The organism is Marinobacter iranensis (genome assembly GCF_029207565.1).
Lineage (GTDB): Bacteria > Pseudomonadota > Gammaproteobacteria > Pseudomonadales > Oleiphilaceae > Marinobacter > Marinobacter iranensis.
The window spans coordinates 105,352-127,074 of the sequence record NZ_JANCMW010000009.1; the positions used below are offsets into that span (position 1 = coordinate 105,352).

General features: G+C 55.5%; 16 protein-coding genes. 9 read left to right on the forward strand and 7 right to left on the reverse strand.

The genetic code is table 11. The annotated features are described in order from the left end of the window. Nucleotides 1–68: 68 nt before the first annotated feature. Both NLU14_RS14505 and NLU14_RS14510 read left to right on the forward strand, forming a co-directional pair. The gene (locus NLU14_RS14505) at nucleotides 69–1,649 is read left to right on the forward strand and encodes a hypothetical protein (RefSeq protein ID WP_275707704.1); all 1,581 of its coding nucleotides are present in this window, start codon (nucleotides 69–71) and stop codon (nucleotides 1,647–1,649) included. Between the two features lie 255 nt (nucleotides 1,650–1,904). Beyond that, nucleotides 1,905–3,572 carry a putative bifunctional diguanylate cyclase/phosphodiesterase gene (locus NLU14_RS14510; RefSeq protein ID WP_275707706.1) on the forward strand — a complete coding sequence of 556 codons (1,668 nt, stop codon included), beginning with the start codon at nucleotides 1,905–1,907 and terminating at the stop codon, nucleotides 3,570–3,572. Nucleotides 3,573–3,644: 72 nt separating this feature from the next. Here NLU14_RS14510 and NLU14_RS14515 read toward each other — a convergent pair whose 3' ends face one another. Further along, nucleotides 3,645–5,453: an ABCB family ABC transporter ATP-binding protein/permease gene (locus tag NLU14_RS14515; protein WP_275707708.1), complete on the reverse strand. Its 1,809-nt coding sequence runs from the start codon at nucleotides 5,451–5,453 to the stop codon at nucleotides 3,645–3,647. Between the two features lie 252 nt (nucleotides 5,454–5,705). Between NLU14_RS14515 and NLU14_RS14520 the strand changes: the two genes are divergently transcribed. Both NLU14_RS14520 and gabT read left to right on the forward strand, forming a co-directional pair. Next, nucleotides 5,706–7,451 carry an ABC transporter transmembrane domain-containing protein gene (locus NLU14_RS14520; RefSeq protein WP_275707843.1) on the forward strand — a complete coding sequence of 582 codons (1,746 nt, stop codon included), beginning with the start codon at nucleotides 5,706–5,708 and terminating at the stop codon, nucleotides 7,449–7,451. 81 nt (nucleotides 7,452–7,532) lie between these two features. Then, entirely contained in the window at nucleotides 7,533–8,807 is a 1,275-nt protein-coding gene (gene gabT, locus NLU14_RS14525) for a 4-aminobutyrate--2-oxoglutarate transaminase (RefSeq protein ID WP_275707710.1), read from the forward strand. A 111-nt stretch (nucleotides 8,808–8,918) separates the two neighbouring features. Here the strand turns inward: gabT and NLU14_RS14530 are convergent, their stop codons facing one another. After that, entirely contained in the window at nucleotides 8,919–9,659 is a 741-nt protein-coding gene (locus NLU14_RS14530; protein WP_275707712.1) for a ParA family protein, read from the reverse strand. Nucleotides 9,660–9,918: 259 nt separating this feature from the next. On the opposite strand from NLU14_RS14530, the gene NLU14_RS14535 reads away from it, so the two are divergent. After that, nucleotides 9,919–10,683, forward strand: a complete 765-nt coding sequence (locus NLU14_RS14535) for a VC0807 family protein (RefSeq protein WP_275707714.1) — start codon at nucleotides 9,919–9,921, stop codon at nucleotides 10,681–10,683. A gap of 112 nt (nucleotides 10,684–10,795) precedes the next feature. Here the strand turns inward: NLU14_RS14535 and gyrB are convergent, their stop codons facing one another. The 5 genes from gyrB to dnaA all read right to left on the reverse strand — a co-directional run bounded on the left by gyrB (nucleotide 10,796) and on the right by dnaA (nucleotide 18,446). Then, nucleotides 10,796–13,210, reverse strand: a complete 2,415-nt coding sequence (gene gyrB, locus NLU14_RS14540) for a DNA topoisomerase (ATP-hydrolyzing) subunit B (protein ID WP_275707715.1) — start codon at nucleotides 13,208–13,210, stop codon at nucleotides 10,796–10,798. A gap of 83 nt (nucleotides 13,211–13,293) precedes the next feature. Beyond that, the gene (recF, locus tag NLU14_RS14545; RefSeq protein ID WP_275707716.1) at nucleotides 13,294–14,418 is read right to left on the reverse strand and encodes a DNA replication/repair protein RecF; all 1,125 of its coding nucleotides are present in this window, start codon (nucleotides 14,416–14,418) and stop codon (nucleotides 13,294–13,296) included. Between the two features lie 103 nt (nucleotides 14,419–14,521). Continuing rightward, a complete protein-coding gene (locus NLU14_RS14550; protein WP_275707719.1) occupies nucleotides 14,522–15,793 on the reverse strand; it encodes an ABC1 kinase family protein in 1,272 nt (423 codons plus the stop codon). Nucleotides 15,794–15,842: 49 nt separating this feature from the next. Continuing rightward, nucleotides 15,843–16,946, reverse strand: coding sequence for a DNA polymerase III subunit beta (dnaN, locus tag NLU14_RS14555; RefSeq protein ID WP_275707721.1), 1,104 nt, complete (start codon nucleotides 16,944–16,946; stop codon nucleotides 15,843–15,845). Nucleotides 16,947–17,000: 54 nt separating this feature from the next. Further along, entirely contained in the window at nucleotides 17,001–18,446 is a 1,446-nt protein-coding gene (gene dnaA, locus NLU14_RS14560) for a chromosomal replication initiator protein DnaA (RefSeq protein ID WP_275707723.1), read from the reverse strand. A gap of 643 nt (nucleotides 18,447–19,089) precedes the next feature. Between dnaA and rpmH the strand changes: the two genes are divergently transcribed. The 4 genes from rpmH to yidC are packed head-to-tail and all read left to right on the forward strand — an operon-like array spanning nucleotide 19,090 to nucleotide 21,657. Further along, entirely contained in the window at nucleotides 19,090–19,224 is a 135-nt protein-coding gene (gene rpmH, locus NLU14_RS14565; protein WP_008172542.1) for a 50S ribosomal protein L34, read from the forward strand. A gap of 15 nt (nucleotides 19,225–19,239) precedes the next feature. Then, entirely contained in the window at nucleotides 19,240–19,647 is a 408-nt protein-coding gene (gene rnpA / locus NLU14_RS14570) for a ribonuclease P protein component (RefSeq protein WP_275707725.1), read from the forward strand. Beyond that, on the forward strand, nucleotides 19,647–19,940 hold the full coding sequence (yidD, locus tag NLU14_RS14575) for a membrane protein insertion efficiency factor YidD (RefSeq protein WP_275707727.1): 294 nt from the start codon (nucleotides 19,647–19,649) through the stop codon (nucleotides 19,938–19,940). Before rnpA ends, yidD begins: the two co-directional genes overlap by 1 nt. A 4-nt stretch (nucleotides 19,941–19,944) precedes the next feature. Continuing rightward, nucleotides 19,945–21,657: a membrane protein insertase YidC gene (gene yidC / locus NLU14_RS14580; RefSeq protein ID WP_275707733.1), complete on the forward strand. Its 1,713-nt coding sequence runs from the start codon at nucleotides 19,945–19,947 to the stop codon at nucleotides 21,655–21,657. Nucleotides 21,658–21,723 lie beyond the last annotated feature (66 nt).

The window sequence follows — 21,723 nt, forward strand, 5'->3', positions numbered from 1 at the left end:
TCCAACTGACATAAAGCTTTCACATTGGACATGTACAACGGAGCTCTCATCCCAACGGAGCAGCAGTAATGTCCGACCATTCCTCCCTTCTGGTAGAGAAGCTCTGGCGCCTCAAACGCCGCATCGACAAGGGCCAGTGCCCAGGCGTCGACTTTGTCCATCTCAATGTCTTGCTGAGAGAACCCAATTACCGCAACGACGTGCTGAAGCGCGTGGAAGCGAACGGAACGCCGGAACTCCAGGCCCTGGCCCGTGAAATCATGGCCAATGACAATGGCCAGCCGCTGTTGGCGAAATCCGGTAATCAACGGCTTGAGACAGCCACTGTAAAGTCAGTTGAAGATCGTGGATGGTTCCGCAGGCATGTGTTCGTGCTATTACCGGTGATGGCGGCGGCGGTTGCCACCGTGGCCGGATTCACCGCGTTCGAGAACCGGGCCGTGCGGGTGGCTGACGACATTACCGCAGACACCGTCTGGGAAAGTGGCCACCGCTATATCCTTGAGGACACCATCTTCGTTGACGGGGCGAATCTCACCATCGAGCCAGGCGTCACCATAGAAGGCGACTCTGGATCCGCATTGATCGTAACCCCCTCCGCCAAACTGTTTGCCCGTGGCAGCAGAAACCAACCCGTGGTGTTCACCAGCAGCAAGGAACCACGCCAGCGGGCCCGTGGTGACTGGGGTGGAGTGGTGCTTCTGGGAAAAGCCCCGGTTAACCAGCCGAACGCTGCCATTGAAGGCGTACCCGAAAGCGACTCCCGGGGGCAGTTCGGTGGTAACGATAAACAGCACAGCTGCGGCGTGGTGCAATACACCCGCATTGAATTCGCCGGCTTCGAGGTCTACCAGAACAACGAGCTGAACGGGCTGACCCTGGGTGGTTGTGGCTCCAACACCATCATTCAGCACGTTCAGGTCCATCGGGCGCTGGATGACGGTATCGAGATGTTCGGCGGCACCGTCGACCTGAAAAACATCCTGGTGACCGGTGCCGCTGATGACAGCATTGACTGGGACTGGGGCTGGAGAGGCCGGGTACAGTTTGCCATCATCCAGCAGCACCGCGATGCCGGCGACAACGCTTTCGAAGGCGACAACAACGGCTCCAGCCACTCCGCAGTACCCCGGTCCGAACCTACCTTCTACAACGTAACCCTCTACGGCAGTGGCCGCTCGGCGAAGGAGCACCGGGCCATACTGTTGCGTGAAGGCTCCGGCGGTCATTTCCACAACATGATCATCGACAGCTACGCGATTGAAGCACTGGATACCCGGGACGAGGTCACGGCGTTGGTGGGTATGAACTTGCTGACCTTCAGCCACAACCTGCTTGCCAACAATGGCCGGCTCGGCAACCTGACGATCGCAACTGAAGCGGACGATGATGACTTCGGGTTCAACGAGGAACTGTGGATAAGAAGCCCGGAGCAGCAGAACACTATTCAGGTGGAAACCGGCCTGCAGCCCTCGGTGAACAGCGAATCCTCACCTCACTTCCGTCCCCGGAGCCCTGCCGGATCCATGGCCGCGAAACGTCCACCGAAAAGCGAGTTTTTCGATGAATCCGCTGTGTACCAGGGCGCGATAAACCCAAAGGCAACCTCGACCTGGCTTGATGGTTGGGTTGCGTTCCCGGAAGCCTAAAGTGGCATAGCATGCTTTTGGCGGACGGCCGTCAGGCTCCGTCGTCCGTCAAAGGCGCCTTCCTCGTTACACCAACCCCAAATATTCCGTGTGTCAAAATAATGGAAACTGGTAGCCCGAGGGTCTAAGGTGAACATATTCCGTCTCATTCTAAGGTTAAACATCGTCAGTTTAATGCCACTCGATATTTGAACGGATAACTTTGTTTCATCAGCTATCTCAGGACTTGTCTACCGAGCAACGTCTGGAGTGACCATGGCAACTGCAGTTTTAAGGCTGGATCAGCCAGAAATTACGGCACCTGGGCTTTTCGAGTTTCGAATTCGGCACCGCCATATTATCTGCCTCCTCATTCTGATTGCGCTCCTGGCATTCGGTACCCTTGTGGTATACCAAACCGGTGGCACAGCTTACGCCTATCCATACCTCATGCTGGTTCCCGTCTTGTTGGCGTCTGCCTGGTATCGAATACCCGGCGCCGTGATAACAGCCCTGGCAGCCGCTCTACTGATGGCCACCATCCCCTTGAATGTCGCCGCCTCAGTAATGCAGGAGCCAAGCAACTGGCTGATTCGATTGGGCCTTTATCTGGGCTTGGGAGTGTTTTCCGGAAGCCTGTTTGAATCGCTGTATCGTCTGAATCGAAAACGGGAGATGGTTCTCTACACCGATAGCGGCACCGAGTTACCAAACACACTCGCCCTGAGAAAGTTTCTCTACAAAACACTAGGTCAACAGAAAGCGCAGGCGCCGGGCATTGGCGTAATACTGATTCGTATCACTGACATTACCGATGTTCTTGAAGTAATGGGCGTGGATGCATCTGATGAATTAGTAACAGCATTCAGCACCCGCCTTATAAAAACCGTCCCTCCCTCAGCCTCTGTATATCGTTTCAGCAATGCAGAACTGATGGTTGTATTACCACGTTCGGATCTGATCCATATGCGTCAGGTAATACCGAAGCTTACCGATGCAAGTGAAATCAACCTGACCGTCAGGAACATTTCCCTGCGAACGCAAGTAGTAATGGGCAGCAGCCTTTCCTCCCGGCATCCCGATGTAAACAGTTTGATCAGCGAGGCACGAATGTCCCTGTTCGCTGCTATCGATAAACATCGCAGTCACTTTCACTACTCACCTGCGATCCAACGCAGAACTCTGCGGACTATCCAGCTAATTGCAAACGTCCGCCAAGGCCTGGAGCGGGGCGAATTCGAATTGCACTTTCAACCCAAAATTCAGCTCTCCAATGGCAGTGTCTGTGGATGCGAAGGCCTTATCCGTTGGTGCAATGGGGAAGGTGGGTTTATCCCCCCGGGCAGTTTCATGCCAAAGGTGGAGAACACCACGCTGATCTCGCCGGTGACACGGTTTGTGGTCAAGGAAGCGTTTCGGTTTGCCGAATCGCAGTCCGGTACAGTGAGTGTCAATTTCTCAGTGCGCAATCTGTTTGATCCGGATTTAATATCGGTGCTTCAAGAACTGTTGGTGCAAACAAAGCTCGCGCCCCATCAACTGGAAGTGGAAATCACCGAGAGCGCCCTTTTACATGACCTACATGAAGCAAAGCGTGCCATAGAACGTATCCGAAGCTTTGGTATCGGCGTCAGCATTGATGACTTTGGAACCGGGTTTGCCTCTTTCGCGTATCTTCAACATCTGCCGCTTACGGGCCTCAAGATCGACCGCGCATTTATCCCCGACATTGAGCACAACGCCCGTACCCGTAAACTTGTCAGCTGTATGATCGACGTTGGCCATGCTCTCGATATGGTCGTAACAGCGGAAGGCGTTGAAACAAGAGGCCAACATGATGTACTCAGGTCCCTTGGGTGTGATCAGGCACAGGGCTTTCTCTATTCCCCGGCCCTGCCTCCAGAACACTATTCTCGCTGGCTGGAAAATTACATTGCCAGATAAGGCCTAACCAGGGCTCTGCGAGCCTATCAGCGCTAAGACATTGATTTTACCCACGGGAAGGCTTGGAGCAGTTCACGCCTCTCTGGAATCGCCATCACCGCTTCGATGCTGCTGCGCCCACAGGTGGGCGTAGTGGCCATTGAGGGCCAACAGGTCGGTGTGGTGCCCGCTCTCGACAATACGTCCGCCATCCATCACCAGGATGGTATCGGCATCCCGGGTGGTGGACAGGCGGTGGGCAATCACCAGGGACGTGCGCTGGCGGCTGACCTCCTTCAGTGCGCCAAGAATCGCCTGTTCAGACAGTGAATCCAGTGAGGACGTGGCCTCGTCCAGAATAAGCACCGGCGGATTCTTGAGGATTACCCGGGCAATGGCCACCCGCTGTTTCTCTCCACCCGAGAGTTTCAGCCCCCGTTCGCCGACTTGTGTCTGGTAACCATCAGGCAGGCTGTGGATAAAGATTTCCAGGTGGGCCATGCGGGCAGCCCGGTAAACCTCATCTTCGGTAGCCTCGGGCCGGCCATAGGCCAGGTTGCGGTAGAGGGTATCGTTGAACAACACCGTGTCCTGGGGCACCACGCCAATGGCGGCACGCAGGCTATCCTGGGTTACCGTGCGAATATCCTGTCCATCGATGGAGATACTGCCCTGATCCACGTCATAGAACCGGAACAGCAGGCGAGCGAGGGTAGACTTGCCAGCGCCGCTGGCACCCACCACCGCTACAGTGTGGCCGGCCGGAATGGAAAAACTCACATCCCGGAGAATCTGGCGGTCCTGTCGATAGGCAAAGTGGACATGGTCAAACCGAACCTCGCCTTTTTCCACCGCCAGTGCTTTGGCACCCGGCGCATCCTCAATCACCGGCTCATCACCCAGCAACCCGAACAGCCGCTCCACATTCACCAGCGCCTGACGGATTTCCCGATACACAAAACCCAGGGCATTCAGCGGGATAAACAGCTGCAGCAGGTAGGCATTGATCATGGTGAAATCCCCCAGGGTAATCTCACCACTGGCCACCTCCTGCACCGCCATCGCCATGATGACAATCATCGCCACGCCGATAATCAGGGCCTGGCCCGAGTTAAGCGCCGCGAGAGACAGCCGGTTTTTGAGCCGTGCCTGCTCCCAGTCGTCCAAATCCTTATCGTACAGCTTGGCCTCGAAGCGCTCGTTGTTGAAATACTTGACCGTCTCGTAGTTAAGCAGGCTGTCCACCGCACGGGAGTTGGACTGGTTGTCCCGGGCATTGGCTTCGCGCACATATTTCGTGCGCCATTCAGTGACCTTGATGGAAAACACCACATACACCACCACTGCCACCAGAATCGCCAGCACATAGCCTACGTTGAACACCACAAACAGGATGCCGGCCACCAGCAGGATTTCGAGCAAGGTGGGGACGATATTGAACAGGGTGAAACGCAGCAGGAAGCTGATGCCGTTGGTGCCCCGCTCAATGTCCCGGGCCAGGCCCCCGGTTTTCCGGTCCAGGTGAAAGGCCAGCTCCCGGTTATGCAGGTGTTCGAAGACCCTCAGAGATACACGCCGCATGGCTCGCTCTGCCACTCGAGCGAACACCGCATCCCGCAGTTCGCTGAACAGGGTGCTGCCAAACCGGAGCAGGCCGTAAGCCACCACCAGTAAAACCGGAATCCACAACAGCACCTCGCCACTTTTGTTCTGATCCAGATAGTCGACGATGTACTTTAAGGCCACCGGTGTGGCGACCGTAGCCAGTTTGGAGAAGATAAGAAATCCCAGTGCCAGTATGACTCGACCACGGAATTCGGCCAGATAGGGCCATAGGCCGGCAATGACTTTCCAATCCGGTTTGTGGTCAGCGGGGTAATCGTTGTCAGCGTAGGCTCTCACTGTTGAGAATAACTCCAAGGTTGGGGAGCGCGCGTGGGTGGCAGGGTCTTCCGGGACCGTCAAAAGCCAGGGATGGCTTTTGTCGAGCGTACAGGGACGTATTTACAGCGTGTCCCGGAAGACCCTGCCACCCACGCGTGCTCCGCCCGCATGTATGATAGGTCTTGTTACGAGTAAAAACCGTATTGTTGCCAGAGTTTACAGCACCCCTTATCGAGGAGGCACATCATTAACACCCGCCACCGCAAGGCCCTGAAGCTGGTCATCGATTTTATCAGTCCTTACAAAAGGGCCGTTGCCGGTGCCCTCGTTGCACTAGTGATTACGGCTGGAATCACACTTGGACTTGGTCAAGGGCTACGGATCCTCGTTGATCAGGGCCTTGCCACTCAATCACCCGCTATGTTGTCAAAAGCCGTGGGGTTGTTCTTTGTTCTTGTGATCGGGCTGGCGATCGGCTCCTTTGCCCGGTTCTATCTGGTTTCCTGGATTGGGGAAAGGGTAGTCGCGGATATTCGCAAACAGGTCTTCAATCACCTGATCGACCTTCACCCCGGCTTTTATGAAAAGAACCGAAGCCTGGAAATCCAGTCGCGGTTCACTGCCGATACCACCGTGCTGCAATCCGTGATTGGCTCCACCGTTTCCATCGCCTTGCGTAACGCATTGATGCTGGTGGGCGGGCTGATTCTGCTGTTTGTGACCAATGCCAAACTGGCCAGCATCATCATCCTTGGCTTTCCGCTGGTGATCATTCCTATCCTGGTATACGGGCGCCGTGTCCGGAAGCTTTCCAGGCTGAGCCAGGACCGGGTCGCGGAGGTGGGCAGTTACGTGGGGGAGAACCTTACCCAGATCAAGACCGTGCAGGCGTTCAATCACCAGCCCCACGACCGCCGGTTCTTCGCCCGTGTGGCGGAGAATGCCTTCGACATTGCGCGGGTCAGGATTCGCCAGCGCGCCTGGTTGACTACCATCGCCATTACCCTGGTGATGGGGGCCATCGGGGTGGTGATCTGGATTGGCGGGCTGGATGTGATCTCTGGCCGCACCAGCCCCGGGGAGCTGGCGGCGTTTGTGTTCTACAGCCTGCTGGTAGGCTTGGCTGCCGGGGCCATCAGTGAGGTGATTGGTGAGTTGCAGCGGGCAGCCGGGGCAGCCGCGCGAATTTTTGAACTGCTGCAGACACCCAGTGAAATCCCCGTGGAGACCACCGCAAACCAGGCACTGCCTGAAACCATACGTGGCGATATCGAGATCCGGAACCTGACCTTTTGCTACCCTTCGCGACCCGATGTCAGCGTTTTAAAGGATCTTTCCCTGAGCATTCGTGCCGGGGAAACTGTGGCTTTGGTCGGCCCTTCCGGAGCAGGCAAATCGACGCTGTTTGATCTGTTGTTGCGGTTCTACGATCCCGCTGCAGGGCAGATTCTGGTCGACAATACCGACAGTCGCCAGGTGGCGCTGGAGGACCTGCGCCGCTGCTTCGCCCTGGTGCCCCAGAACCCTGCGCTGTTTCACGGCACCATTGCCGACAACATTCGCTATGCCCGCCCGGACGCCAGTGACGAGGCCATGGTGGAGGCGGCCCGCATTGCTCATGCCGATGACTTTATCCGCCGACTGCCCCAAGGCTATGAGACGCCCCTGGGCGACACCGGGATGGGGCTCTCAGGGGGCCAGAAGCAGCGGCTGGCGATCGCCCGGGCATTGCTTGCGGATGCGCCTATACTGTTATTGGATGAGGCCACCAGCGCCTTGGACGCGGAAAGCGAACACCTGATCCAGCAGGCAATGCCGGGGCTGATGTCCGACCGCACAACGCTGGTGATCGCACACCGACTCGCCACCGTGAGGCACGCCGATCGTATTATTGTGCTGGAGTCCGGCATTCTCCAGGATATCGGCAACCACGACGACCTGGTTGCCCGCAACCCGCTTTACCGGCGGCTTGCTGAACTCCAGTTCCGGGAAGACATCGGGAGCCGGAGTACGTAGAAACATCGAGGGCGGGTTTTCAAACCGGGCCGTCATTTCGTGTATGCTGGTAAGACGAAACCGAATTCGAGGAGAGGCAAAGTGACGAACAAAGAATTGCAGGCACTTAAAGAACGTTATGTCGCGGCCGGTGCTGCCAGCCCCAACGAGCAGTTTGCCGATCATGCGACCAATGCCGAACTCTGGGATGCCGATGGCAAGCGAATGATCGACTTCGCCGGCGGCATCGGTGTACTGAATATCGGCCATCGTCACCCCAAAGTGGTCGAAGCGGTGAAAGGCCAGTTGGACAAGCTGATGCACACCTGCCAGACGGTCATACCCTATGAGGGCTACGTCAAGCTGGCGCAGAAGCTCAGTGAAGTGGTTCCGGTAAAGGGACACGCCAAGGTGATGCTGGCCAATTCCGGCGCCGAGGCCCTTGAGAACGCCATGAAAATCGCCCGCGCGGCTACCGGCAAAACCAACGTTATCTGCTTTGACGGTGGTTATCACGGGCGTACTTTCTACACCATGGCGATGAACGGCAAGGCCGCACCTTACCAGACCGATTTCGGGCCAATGCCGGGAACCGTTTTCCGCGCTCCCTATCCGGTCCCATATCACGGTGTCAGTGAGGATGAGGCGCTTCGTGGCCTGAAGATGGCAATGAAGGCGGACTCGCCAGGCAGCGATACAGCCGCTATCGTGATTGAGCCGGTGTTGGGTGAGGGCGGTTTCTACGCCGCGCCCGCCAGCTTCCTGAAGGCGATTCGCAAGATCTGCGATGAGAACGACATCCTGATGATTGCGGATGAAGTCCAGAGCGGCTTTGGCCGTACCGGCAAAATGTTTGCCATTGAGCACAGCGGCGTTGAGCCGGACATGATCACCATGGCCAAGAGTATGGCCGATGGTATGCCGATTTCCGCCATTGTAGGCACCGACAAGGTTATGGATTCTTCCGGCCCGAACTCTCTCGGCGGCACCTATACCGGCAGCCCGACCGCATGCGCGGCAGCCCTGGCGGTATTTGATGTCTTCAAGGAAGAGGACATTCTGGGCAAGAGCCGGCGCCTGGGTGACAAATTGCGCAAACGCTTTGACCAGTGGCAGGAACAGTTCCCCCACGTGGACAACGTACGCAACCTGGGCCCCATGGCCGCCATCGAACTGGTCAGCGACAAGACCAGCAAGGAGCCGAGGGCAGACCTGGCCGCTGCGGTGACCAAAAAAGCCAAGGAAAACGGCCTGATCCTGCTCAGCTGCGGTATGTACGGCAATACCCTGCGCTTCCTGATGCCTGTCACTATCGAGGACAATATCCTTGAAGAAGGCCTGGCAATCGTCGAGCAGGCATTGAAAGAAGTGGGCTGAACGCCTCTGCGGCTGGGTGGGTTATAGACCTGCCCCTGCTACCGAAACGCTGATCCGTGTTGAGCTGGTCAGCGTTTTTTTATGGCTACAGCAACAGCCGCTGTTTAACCCCTATATCAGTTTGCGGATTTCCTTCCACAACCGCCGATAAGCATCCGCAGCCGCCGAAGACCGGTCCATCAACTCCACCGGCTGGCCACTCTCACCCATCTTTTCCACGACACTGGCGTTGGGGATAAGAGCGTTCAGCCCGTTTTCAAGATGCTGTTTTCGATGAATCACCATCTCCCGGTGCAGATTCTTGCGCCGGTCCACCATCGAGAAGAACGGATGTAAACGCCCGGGTTTGAGTTTCTTGTCTTTAGCGAAGGCCTGAAGTTGATGCCAGCTGTTGAGCGCAAGCCAGGTGGGCACCACTGGCACAAAGACGCCGTCTGCGGTTTTAAGCACCTGCTCAGACAGCCGCGACATGGAAGGCGGGCAGTCCAGCACCACCAGGCTGGTTTCCTCCGACAGGGGTGCCAGCCAACTCTTGAGGGTATTGTTGCTGTCGTCCTTGTCCAGCCGAACATCAAGATTGCGGAAACTGTTATGAGCGGGAATAAAGTCGAGATCAGGGTAGGCACTGGCACGAATAAACTTGCCAATTGGCGTCTTGCCGTCCATCAATGCAGCCAGTTTGCGGCCTTTCACATCGTCCGTTCCCGCCAGGTACCAGCTCGCTGCCCCCTGTGGGTCCAGATCCCATAGCAGGGTGGGGATGCCCGCCTGGCTGGCGAGATAGGCAATGTTTACAGCCGTAGCGGTTTTACCCACACCGCCTTTAAGGCTGTAAAACGCAATGATCTTCATGCTTCCTCCTAAAGCCCCGTTGAGATAACGGCTGCAAGCTTAACCGATCCCATTGGCAAACGTGTTGCAGTTACATGACACGTATCGTTTAACTACATGTTGTTCAGGGACATCTGCAGATGGCGGCCAGGTAGCGCTCACGGTGCCGGCCTGGCCATTCTTCGATTACTGACGGTTTCATCGTATACTGCCTGACAACTTTTTCGGTATGCTGGACCTCTACTGGCAGCATCACTTCCCCGAACCATCAGGCTGATTTATGACCTCCCCGGAAACCCAGACAACACCGACACACAAACCCAGACCCTGGGTGGACCTGCTTGTCAGTATCATTATTCCCTCCATCATTCTTATGAAGCTGAGCGGCGATGAGTACCTGGGCAGTGTTATGGCCCTGGTGATCGGGCTCGCCTTTCCATTGGGTTGGGGGTTGTTCGAGTTGGTGCGCTATCGCAAGTACAATTTTATCGCGGTACTGGGCATCATCAGTGTCGGTCTCACCGGTGGTATCGGGCTGATGGAACTGGACGCCGGCTGGCTGGCCATCAAGGAAGCCGCGGTTCCCGCCGTGATTGGTATTGCAGTGCTGGTCTCTACGCGCACCAGGTATCCGCTGGTGCGAACGCTGCTATATAACCCGTCCGTGCTGAACGTGGACAAGATCCAGGCTGTTTTGAAAGAACGGGGAAGCGAGGACGAGTTCGAGGCGCGCCTGCTCAAGGCCAGCTATTTCTTCAGCCTGACCTTCCTGTTTTCCTCCATCATGAATTTCATACTGGCCAAATGGATTGTCACCAGTCCGTCCGGCACCCAGGCCTTCAATGAAGAGCTGGGAAGAATGACCCTGGTAAGCTATCCGATGATTGCCATCCCGTCGATGATCATGATGATCGCGATTTTCTATTACCTGTGGCGTACGATTCGCCGGTTGACTGGCTATACCCTTGAGGATGTCATGGCCCCGCACCTTGCAGACCAGCACGGTGGCAAATCCTCGGACTCGTCCTCAGGCAATCGTAATTAACCGTTCCCTGGAACCGGAAAATTCAATAAGATATTGAATTAAAAGAAAAAAGGCGACCATTTGGTCGCCTTTTTATTTGCCCTGATACCGGGCGCCAGGAGCATCTGTTTGGTCAGATGTCCAGGTTGGTCACTTCCAGCGCGTTGTTCTGGATAAACAACCGGCGAGGCTCCACATCGTCACCCATCAGCGTGGTAAAGATCTGGTCAGCCGCGATAGCGTCCTCGATGGTTACTTTCATCATGCGGCGGGTTTCCGGGTCCATGGTGGTTTCCCACAGCTGCTCCGGGTTCATCTCACCCAGCCCCTTGTAGCGCTGGATGTTCAGGCCACGCTGGGCTTCCTTCATCAGCCAGTCCAGGGCACCTTCGAACGACAGAACCGCCTGCTTGCGCTCACCACGCTGGATATAGGCACCGTCTTCAATCAGGCCATCCAGTGTCTCGCCCATCCGCGCAATGGCACCGTACGACGAAGATTCGAAGAAGTCGTGACTGAATACGTGATTATGGGGAATACCATGCACGTAAATCACAACCTTCGGCAGGTAGAGGTTACGCTCGGTGTCCTTCTCCACAGAGAAGGTGTACTTGGTGCCCGTGCGGGTATCCAGCTGCAGACCGTCACCCAGGCGGGCAACCCAACGGGCAACTTCCGCCTCTTCCTTCAGGTGTTCCGGCTTCAGGGTTACATTGTCCAGCATTTGCTGGAGTACCTTGGCCGGGTACGCACGCGAGAGCCGCTCAATCATCGACATCACCGCCTGGTAATCCTTGACCATGGTTTCCAGGGCGGAATCCTTGATCGCCGGTGCATCAGGGTTTACATAAAGCTGGGCACCTTCGAGAGCTGTCTGAGTCAGGTAGGCTTCCTTGGCTTTCTCGTCTTTCAGATACTGCTCCTGCTTGCCACGCTTGACCTTGTACAGGGGCGGCATGGCAATGAATACATGGCCCCGCTCAATGATTTCGCGCATCTGGCGGAACAGGAAGGTGAGCAACAGAGTACGGATGTGGGAACCGTCCACGTCCGCATCGGTCATGATGATCAGGGAGTGATAACGGAGTTTCTCCGGATTGAACTCTTCCCGTCCAATACCGCAACCAAGAGCGGTGATCAGGGTACCCACTTCCACTGACGACAACATCTTGTCGAAGCGCGCCTTCTCCACGTTCAGGATCTTACCCTTGAGGGGCAGGATAGCCTGGGTTTTACGATCACGGCCCTGTTTGGCGCTACCACCGGCGGAGTCACCCTCCACAATGAACAGTTCGGAAAGGGCGGGGTCCTTTTCCTGGCAGTCAGCCAGCTTTCCGGGCAAACCGGCAATATCCAGTGCGCCCTTGCGGCGGGTCATATCACGGGCCTTGCGTGCGGCTTCACGGGCACGGGCAGCTTCGATCATCTTGTTGACGATCAGCTTGGCCTCGTTCGGCTGCTCCTGAAGGAAATCCGCAAACGATTGGTAAAGCTCCTGCTCAACCGCAGTCTTCACTTCGGAAGAGACCAGTTTGTCCTTGGTCTGCGAGGAGAACTTGGGGTCCGGAACCTTCACACTGATAATGGCCGTCAGGCCTTCCCGGGCATCGTCACCGGATGTGCTGACTTTGGCTTTCTTGCCCAGGCCTTCATGCTCAATGTAGTTGTTGAGCGAGCGGGTCAGGGCCGCACGGAAGCCCGCCAGGTGAGTACCACCATCCCTCTGCGGGATGTTGTTGGTGAAGGTGTAGATGTTCTCCTGGAAGGCATCGTTCCACTGCATGGCCACTTCCACCACAATGCCGTCCTCGCGCTCTTTAATGAAGTGGAAGACCCGGTTGATCGGTGTCTTGTTGGCGTTCAGGTGCTCGACAAAGGCACGCAAGCCGCCTTCGTACTCAAACACCTCTTCCTTGCCGGAACGCTCGTCCTGCAGGCGAATACGCACGCCACTGTTCAGGAACGCCAGCTCCCTCAGTCGCTTGGCCAGGATATCCCAGTGGAATTCAATGCTGGTAAACGTATCGGGGGAAGGAATAAAGTGAACCTTCGTGCCACTGGCATCGGTGTCGCCCACAACATCGAGGGGCGCTTTGGGAACGCCATTGTTGTAGACCTGCTCGTAAACCTTGCCATCACGGCGGATGGTCAGGGTCAGCGAGGAGGAGAGGGCATTAACCACGGAAACACCGACACCGTGAAGCCCCCCGGATACCTTGTAGCTGTTGTCATCGAACTTACCGCCGGCGTGGAGCACGGTCATAATGACTTCCGCCGCAGATACACCTTCTTCCTGGTGCAGGTCAACCGGGATACCCCGCCCGTTGTCCTTCACGGTAACCGACTCATCCGGGTGGATGATCACCCCGATTTCGGAGCAGTGCCCGGCCAATGCCTCATCGATTGAATTATCCACCAATTCGAAGACCATATGATGCAGGCCGGTGCCATCGTCGGTATCGCCGATGTACATACCAGGCCGTTTGCGCACCGCATCCAGTCCTTTCAACACCTTGATACTGGACGAATTGTAGTTCGATTCACTCATTAGGGTACTCCTGAAGGGTGATTTCCCGGCCTGAAGCCATTGCCCTTGTTGCGTTAAAGGGATGAGGGTAGATCATCCGGGTTTTATTCTTCCGTCAATTTTCCATGTTCCACGTGGAACAATCTGTATTCCGGCATGGTATGCCGCCATAGTTCCTCAGGTTTGGGCGCCTCTATCGATGTCACGAACACCTGACATCGTAATTCGTAGAGTTTCTGGGCAAGCATTGCCCGGTGGCCCACGTCCAGTTCCGCATTAATATCATCAAGCAGAAAGGTAACCTGTTTGCCCTGATCACTCAGCACCATGCCTTGAGCAATTTTCATCAGTATGACCAATGTTTTCTGCTGGCCCCGGGAGAACGTCTCCGCAACCGGGCGCCCTTGAAACCGTAACCGGATATCCGCCCGGTTCGGGCCATAAAGTGTGTGGCCCATCTTCTGTTCCTGATCCCGGTGGGAGCGAAGTACCTCGAACAGTGGCTGTGATGAATCCCAGCCGACATAATAGTCAAGCTTGAGCCCATCGACCCAGGGCGCGTCGATCTCGCCGAGCAAGCTGTAAAAGGCCTTGGTGAACAGCTGAAAGGTGTCCTTCCGGGCTTGTGTCAGACGCTCTGCCAACTCCGTGTATTGTGAGTCCCAGACCTTCATCAGAGCGTCATCTATTCTACCATTTCTCAGGATCTGATTCCGCTGTGATGTCACTCTTTGACACTGTTGCCAGAGAGATGCAAAGGAAGGTTCCACGTGGAACACTGCCCAGTCGAGAAACTGTCGACGCTTGCCTGGCCCGCCGGCGACAATATCAAATACTCCAGGGTCGATGACTGAGACGGGAAGATGCCGGGCCAACGAGGACAAATTACGAACCGCTTCGCCGTCGACCCGCAGCGTGGTTTCCTTGGCAGTCACATCTCTGGCAATCCCCACCCGGTGACTGAGTTCATCCGCCGGTGAGGAGCCAACCGTGGCCATACCCTGATCGAGACCGCCAAACACCGTCAGTTTCTGTTGACCATGGCTGACCACGGCCTGGTGACGACTTACGCGAAATGAACGGCCAAGCCCAAGGTAACCAATGGCTTCCAACACGCTGGTTTTTCCACTTCCATTGGCGCCATACAACAAGTTTATAGAAGAAGAAAAGCTGACCGGCGCCGGTGAAAGATTGCGGAAGTGTTCCGTTTGAAGTTTAACGAGCGCCATAGGTCACAATAGGTTATCAGCCTGCCAAAGACGGGAACAAAAAAGGCAGCGTGCCGGATCGACGACGCTGCCCCAGTGTACAAAACCTTGTCGTTGAACGCGATTAATGCAGCATGTTCAGGCGCTCGTCCATAAACACGTCCATTTCTGGTGCCAGGATATGCACATAACGGTCAAAATACAGGAACTGCTTTAGCAGCAGCGCGAACTCCCGGGGGAAGTGCAGGCCGTGGCCCTCACCAATCCGCACCATATCCATCAGGATATTGTTTACGTCATCCTCGGCTTGCTCCGCCTGATAGGGAACGTGATCCGGAACCATAGTGTCCATCTGTTGGTAAAGGCGCCGCAGGTCATTCGCCAGTTCACTGACCTGGACTTTTTGGTGGGTGATCCCAATACGGATCATGGCATCCGCCATGCCGTCAAAGTTGCCCACCATTACCGCGGAAATAAAATCACTGACCGCCTGCCAGGTATCCGGGCGTATCCGCCCGACAATGCCAAAATCAATGAACCCGACACGGCCATCTTTCAACACCATAAGGTTGCCTGCGTGAACATCTGCGTGGAAAAACTCGCACTGGGTCAGGCTGGAGAACCAGGTATTCATCGCGGTGATCAACGTGCGCTCCGGATCCCGCGCGTAACCGCGAATACTCTCCAGGTCCGTCAGCGGCACACCGTGGAAGCGCTCCATGGTGAGGATACGGCGGGTGCTGCAGCTCTCGTAGACCCGGGGAACAGTGGCGTCCTCATTGTGGGTATTATGGAGAAACTCCCGGAACACCTTGAGATTGTTCGCCTCCTTGATGAAGTCGCATTCCTCCATCATGGTGCGCTGGATTTCTTCAACAATTCCGGACATCGACGTCCAGGACAGTTTTGGCGCCAGTGTCTCCAGAACTTTCGCGGACAGGTACAGGAAGTTGAGATCGGTCAGCAGGATGTTCTCCACGCCCGGCTTCTGTACCTTGATCACCACGTCCTCACCGGTAACCAGTTTCGCGGCATGCACCTGTGCGATGGATGCCGAGGCCAGTGCCACCGGGTCAATGTCGGAATACACCTCCTCGATAGGACGGCCGAGTTCATCCCGAATGATTTTCCTGATCACGCTGAATGGCAAACTGGGCGTACGGTCCAGGCAGTACTGGAATTCCTCAACGTACTCCTTGGGGAAAAACGTCGGGGAACTGGCAATGAACTGGCCCAGCTTGATGTAGGTGGCACCCAGGGACTCAAAGGTCTGCCGTAGCAGGCGCGGAGCCGGAGGGCGGTCGCCGCGAACCCAGTTCACCCCGGTTCGCCCGAGCACCGACAAGGTCTGACCGATTCGAAATGCACCCTTGAGGCTGTTTGTCACCGTTCCCATGAACATCTTCCTTTCTGAACCAGTAAATATCTACCCAGCGACCCTCCGTTTACAGCCGCATGGGCATGACCACATAAAGACAGCGATTGTCGTTCGGGGCTTCGATCAATGCACTGCTGTTGGGATTAGCGAGCGTGATCTTGACCTGATCCTCGTCCAGCGCATTCATCACGTCCACAAGATAGCCTACATTAAAGCCGATCTGCAGTGATTCGCCCTGGTACTCCACCGGAAGCGCGTCTTCGGCCTGTTCCTGGTCCGGGTTGTTGGCGAACACCTGGAGTTCGTTGGGCGCCAGGTTCAGGCGTACTCCGCGAATATTTTCATGGGACAGGATACCGGCGCGCTGAAGTGTGTTCTTCAATGTGGCGCGGTCTGCCAGTACGATCTTGTCGCCACCACGGGGAATCACCCGGTTGTAGTCGGGAAACTTGCCTTCGATCAGTTTGGAGGTAAACGTATAGGAACCGACCGTCGCACGCAGGTGATTGTCTCCGATCACCAGGGTGACTGGCGTTTCCACGTCGTCCAGCAACCGAGCCAGTTCCAGTACACCCTTACGGGGTACAATCACCTGGCGGGGCTCCGCGCACCCGGTTGGCAAATCAAAATGCGCCATGGCCAGGCGATGGCCGTCGGTAGCCACCGTACGCACATGATCCTTGTCCACTTCCAGCAACAGGCCATTCAGGTAGTAACGAACATCCTGTTGCGCCATGGCGAAGGCTGTAGCGTCGAACATACGGCTGAGTTCCTTCTGGGGCAGCTCGAGGCTGAAACTCTCGGCATCGTCCTCCACGTTGGGGAAGTGTTCCGCCGGCAACGTTGACAGGGTGAAATGGCTGGCTCCGCAACGCAGGTGCAGCCGATCACCTTCCAGGCCCAGTTCGATGGGGGCCTCATCACCCAGCGCCCGACAGATATCGGACAGCTTCCGGGCCGGTACCGTGATCCGCCCGGGCTGGTCCACATGTACCGGTGAAACCCGGCCAACCAGTTCCACTTCCATATTGGTTCCGGTCAGCGTGAGGGTATTATCCTCCGCGACCAGCAATACGTTGGACAGTACCGGCATTGTCTGTTTTCGCTCCACCACACCGGCAATGGACTGCAGGGGGGTAAGCAGAGATTCTCGGCTGATCGTCAGTTTCATGGCACTCAGCATTCTTTTTTGGAAGGTGAATGTTTATTGGCTGCCGCAACCCGGTCAGGTTGTCAGTAACCGCATAAAGTTCTGATAATCCTCACGGATACCCGGATCCGTTTCCTGCAGCTCTATAATCTTCTTGCAGGCATGCAATACCGTGGTGTGATCACGGCCACCAAACGCATCGCCGATTTCCGGCAGGCTGTGATTGGTCAGTTCCTTGGCCAGGGACATGGCAACCTGCCTTGGCCGGGTCACGGTGCGGGTGCGCCGTTTTGATAGCAGGTCGGCCACCTTGATCTTGTAATACTCCGCCACCGTGCGCTGGATATTGTCAATGCTGACTTGCTTCTCATGCAGTGCCAGCAGGTCCTTGAGGCTTTCGCGGATAAACGGCGGGGTGATCTCCGAGCCGGTGAAGTGAGCATTCGCTATCACCAAACGCAGCGCCCCTTCTAGTTCCCGGACGTTAGACCGAATCTTCTGGGCAATGAAAAACGCCGCCTCGCTGCTGAGTTTGACGTTCACCTGCTCCGCCTTTTTCATCAGGATGGCCACCCGGGTTTCCAGTTCCGGCGGCTCCACCATGACGGTCAGCCCCCAACCAAAACGGGACTTGAGGCGCTCTTCCATATCCACAATTTCTTTCGGAAAGCGATCACAGGTGACAATAACCTGCTGCCCACCCTCCAGCAATGCATTGAAGGTATGGAAAAATTCCTCTTGGGAGCGCTCCTTGCGGGCGAAGAACTGAATATCGTCGATCAGCAACGCATCCACTGAGCGATAATAGCGCTTGAACTCATTGATCGCGTTGAGCTGGAGCGCCTTGACCATATCGGCCACGAAACGTTCAGAACGCAGATAGGCCACTTTGGCCCTTGGGTTGCGGCGAACAATGTCATTGCCGATGGCATGCATCAGGTGGGTTTTACCCAGGCCAACGCCGCCATACAGAAACAGAGGGTTATAGGCGCCACCGGGATTCTCCGCCACCTGCATGGACGCCGCCCGGGCCAGCTGGTTGGATTTACCTTCAACAAAGGTATCAAAGGTAAAGCCCTCATTGAGAAAGCTCTGGTGCTTGATGTCACCTTCAACCTGGACCGACCGTCGCTCGCCCGAGTTCTTCGCCCTTACCGTTGGCGTCGTCGCAGCAACGCCCTTTTCCTCTTCCGTCACCCGGCTTCCAGTTTCTTCATGTTCAGCCGCCACACCGCTGACCGCATTTTCAGAACGAACCACCAGGTCGGAAGACCTCGGTGCCGAGCCTACCTTCATGTCGATCCGCGGCGCCTGGCCCCCGTGGAGATCTTTTAATACTTCTTCAATTCGTCTGAGGTATTTTTCATTGACCCAGTCCATCACGAAACGGTTGGGCGCAAACAGCATCAACTGGCCCTCGCGGTGATCAGATTGCAGGGGTCTCAGCCAGGTATTGAATTGCTGGGCGGGAAACTCGTCCCGGAGTACTTCCAGACACTGATGCCATATGTTGTTCGGCACGACAGTCTTGCCTCCGATGCCTCAGAAATTTCTCGTCACGGATCTCCATGACCCGACGAAAGAGATGACCAAGGATTCTAACCTGAGCACCTCCCAAGTGAAAGAGCCAAAACCATTTAATGAACAGCCTGTGGAAATTTATTTTCTTATATTTCAAATTTTTACAGACTTACCTACAGGCTTGTGTACAGAAAATAAGGCAACAGAAAGTTACCCACAGCCATGTGTGCACAAAGCGCCTTCAACCCTGTGGATGACACCCTAATCTTCCGTGGATAAGTCCCGCTCTGAGGACAACCTCAAGTTACCCACATTTCCTGCCTCGGATATACACAGGCCTCATGCCCACTTCTCAACCGCTTTGTACAGTCCGCAATTCCCTGTTTTCGAGCCAGTTTCATCAATTGTCCACAGAAAACAGCCTGCGTAATAACAGTAATAATAGTCTTTAAAGAGAATACAAAAAGACCTAATGAATTAGTTACTGAGACCTCACACCGCCCCTCCAGCAAATAACCCTGGCCCACACTGCGATAACCATTGAATTCCCTGGCCACATTGCATAGAATGCCGCTCCTGTTTTGGCTGTTCATTTTCCAGCCAACCATTGAATTTCCAATACCTGTAATGTGAGATCGACACCATGAAAAGAACGTTTCAACCAAGCGTACTGAAGCGTAAGCGCGTTCACGGATTTCGTGCCCGCATGGCTACTGCCAACGGCCGTAAGGTAATTTCCCGTCGTCGTGCGAAGGGCCGTGCCCGTCTGTCTGCATAAGACACTGACCGCCTGATGAAGGCTTTGACCTTTCCAAAATCGTCCCGGCTGCTCAAGCCCAGTGATTACGGCAAAGTCTTCGATGATGTACAGCTCAGGGTTCCACACCGGAATTTCCTGATTCTGGCGACGCCCAATTCTCTCGGGTACGCCAGGATCGGGCTGGTGTTTTCAAAGAAGAACCTCAAACTGGCGGTGCAGCGCAATCGCGTAAAACGCCGGGTTCGGGAGACATTCAGGCATCAGAGGGACTATCCAGCCCTGGATATTGTCGTTCTTGGAAGGAAAGGGTTGGCCGAGCTTGATAATCAAATGCTCAATGCTACCCTGACGGAGCTCTGGACGCGCCTCAGAAAAAAGAACCGTCAACTCCAGAAACCAACCACATCGGAACTTTCCGGTACCGGCAAAGGAACGGGTTAATGCGCAAACTGTTGCTCCTGCCCATCCGAGTCTACCAGTACGCAATCAGCCCGATGATGGCCAGCCACTGCCGTCACTATCCCACCTGTTCCCAATACGCTGTCGAAGCCATTACCACCCATGGCGCCGCCAAAGGACTTTTTCTTTCAGTGAAACGTCTTCTGAGGTGTCATCCATGGGCAAAAGGCGGTTATGATCCCGTTCCGGGCACTGACGTCTGCAACGAGGTAACAGCCTCCATCTGCTGCGGGCCGGCCAGCCAAACCCATAACACTAACCAGACCAAACAGTAAGTTTATGGATATTCAACGCATTGTATTATTTGCCGGCCTTGCCATTGTCAGTTACATGATGGTGCTTGCCTGGAACGAAGACTATAACCAGCCGCAGACAGGGCAAGCCATTGAGCAGGTGAACACAACCACCCAGCCGGCTGCCAGCGATGGCATGACGCTGCCTGCTGAGTCCTCCACCGGGTCCGATGCCTCCGGGGAGGAGTTCACAACCCCGGAAGGTGACAGCCAGGCAATTGCCAGCGCCGAAAGCGGCTCCGTCGATGTCAGCGACCAACTGATTACCGTCCGTACCGATGTCTATGAGCTTAAAATCGACCGGGTCGGCGGTAACCTGATTGAAAGCTCCCTGCTACAATATGATCGTTCACTGGACAGTGAAGAGTCACTGAGGTTGCTGACCAACACCAGCACCCGCACCTACATCATGGAAAGCGGGCTGATTGGCCGTGATGGAATTGACAGCAAACGGAACGATGGTGCACCGGTTTACAACACTTCAGCAACAGAGTTTGAACTTCAGGAAGGTGAAAATACCCTTACTGTCGATCTCACCTATACCACCGATAACAACATAGAAATCACCAAGCAATACCTCTTCAGCCGTGACAGCTATGAGATTGATGTTCGATATCTGATCAACAACCAGTCCGATAGTACCTGGAAAGCGAACATGACCGGCAAGATTGTTCGTGATCAGTCACCGGATCCCACCGCCCAGAATAGCCTTGGTATCCGTGCGTTCCTCGGTATGGTGGTCAGTTCCCCTGAAGATCCCTACGAAAAGTTTGATTTTGACGACCTCTCCGAAAATCCCGTTAACCGGTCTGTAACCAATGGCTGGTTGGCGTTCCTGCAGCACTACTTCCTGACAGCCTGGGTTCCGGAAAGGGACCAGCCAGCTCAGTTTCAGTCAACGCGGCGGGGACCACTCTATGTGATGGGCTTTGTCTATCCCGCCACAATCGTGGAGCCTGGCGAAACCGCTGAGGTATCGGCACGGGCTTACGTCGGCCCCAAGATCATCGAGCGCCTGGAAGACGTCGCTCCCAACCTGGATCGGACAGTCGATTTCGGCTTCCTGTTTTTTATAGCGCTGCCGCTGTTCATCATACTTGACTGGTTCCATGGCCTGGTGGGCAACTGGGGTGTTGCCATCATACTGTTGACCGTTCTGGTCAAGGCCGTGTTCTTCAAACTCTCAGCCACCAGCTATCGCTCCATGGCAAGAATGCGTGCGGTTGCCCCTCAACTGACCCGGTTGAAAGAACTCTACGGCGATGATCGCCAGCGCATGTCCCAGGAAATGATGGCGTTGTATAAACGGGAAAAGATAAACCCACTCGGTGGTTGTCTGCCGATACTGGTACAGATGCCAGTGTTCATCTCCCTCTACTGGGTGCTGTTCGAAAGTGTCCAACTGCGACACGCACCCTTTATGCTATGGATTCAGGATCTGTCGGTCATGGACCCCTACTTCATCCTGCCGATTCTGATGGGCGCCAGCATGATGTTGCAGATGAGCCTGAACCCGACACCACCGGATCCCATGCAGGCCAAGATCATGAAGCTTATGCCGCTGATCTTTACGGTGTTCTTCCTCTGGTTCCCGGCAGGTCTGGTGCTGTACTGGCTGGTTAACAATATCCTGTCCATCAGCCAGCAGTGGTACATTACCCGCAAGATTGAAGCGGAAGTTGCTGCCAAGAAGAGCTGACCGGATGCCAGTCGGAAACAAGTAATCGCTGAGGCTCCTTCCGGGAGCCTCTTTTGTGTCAGGGGA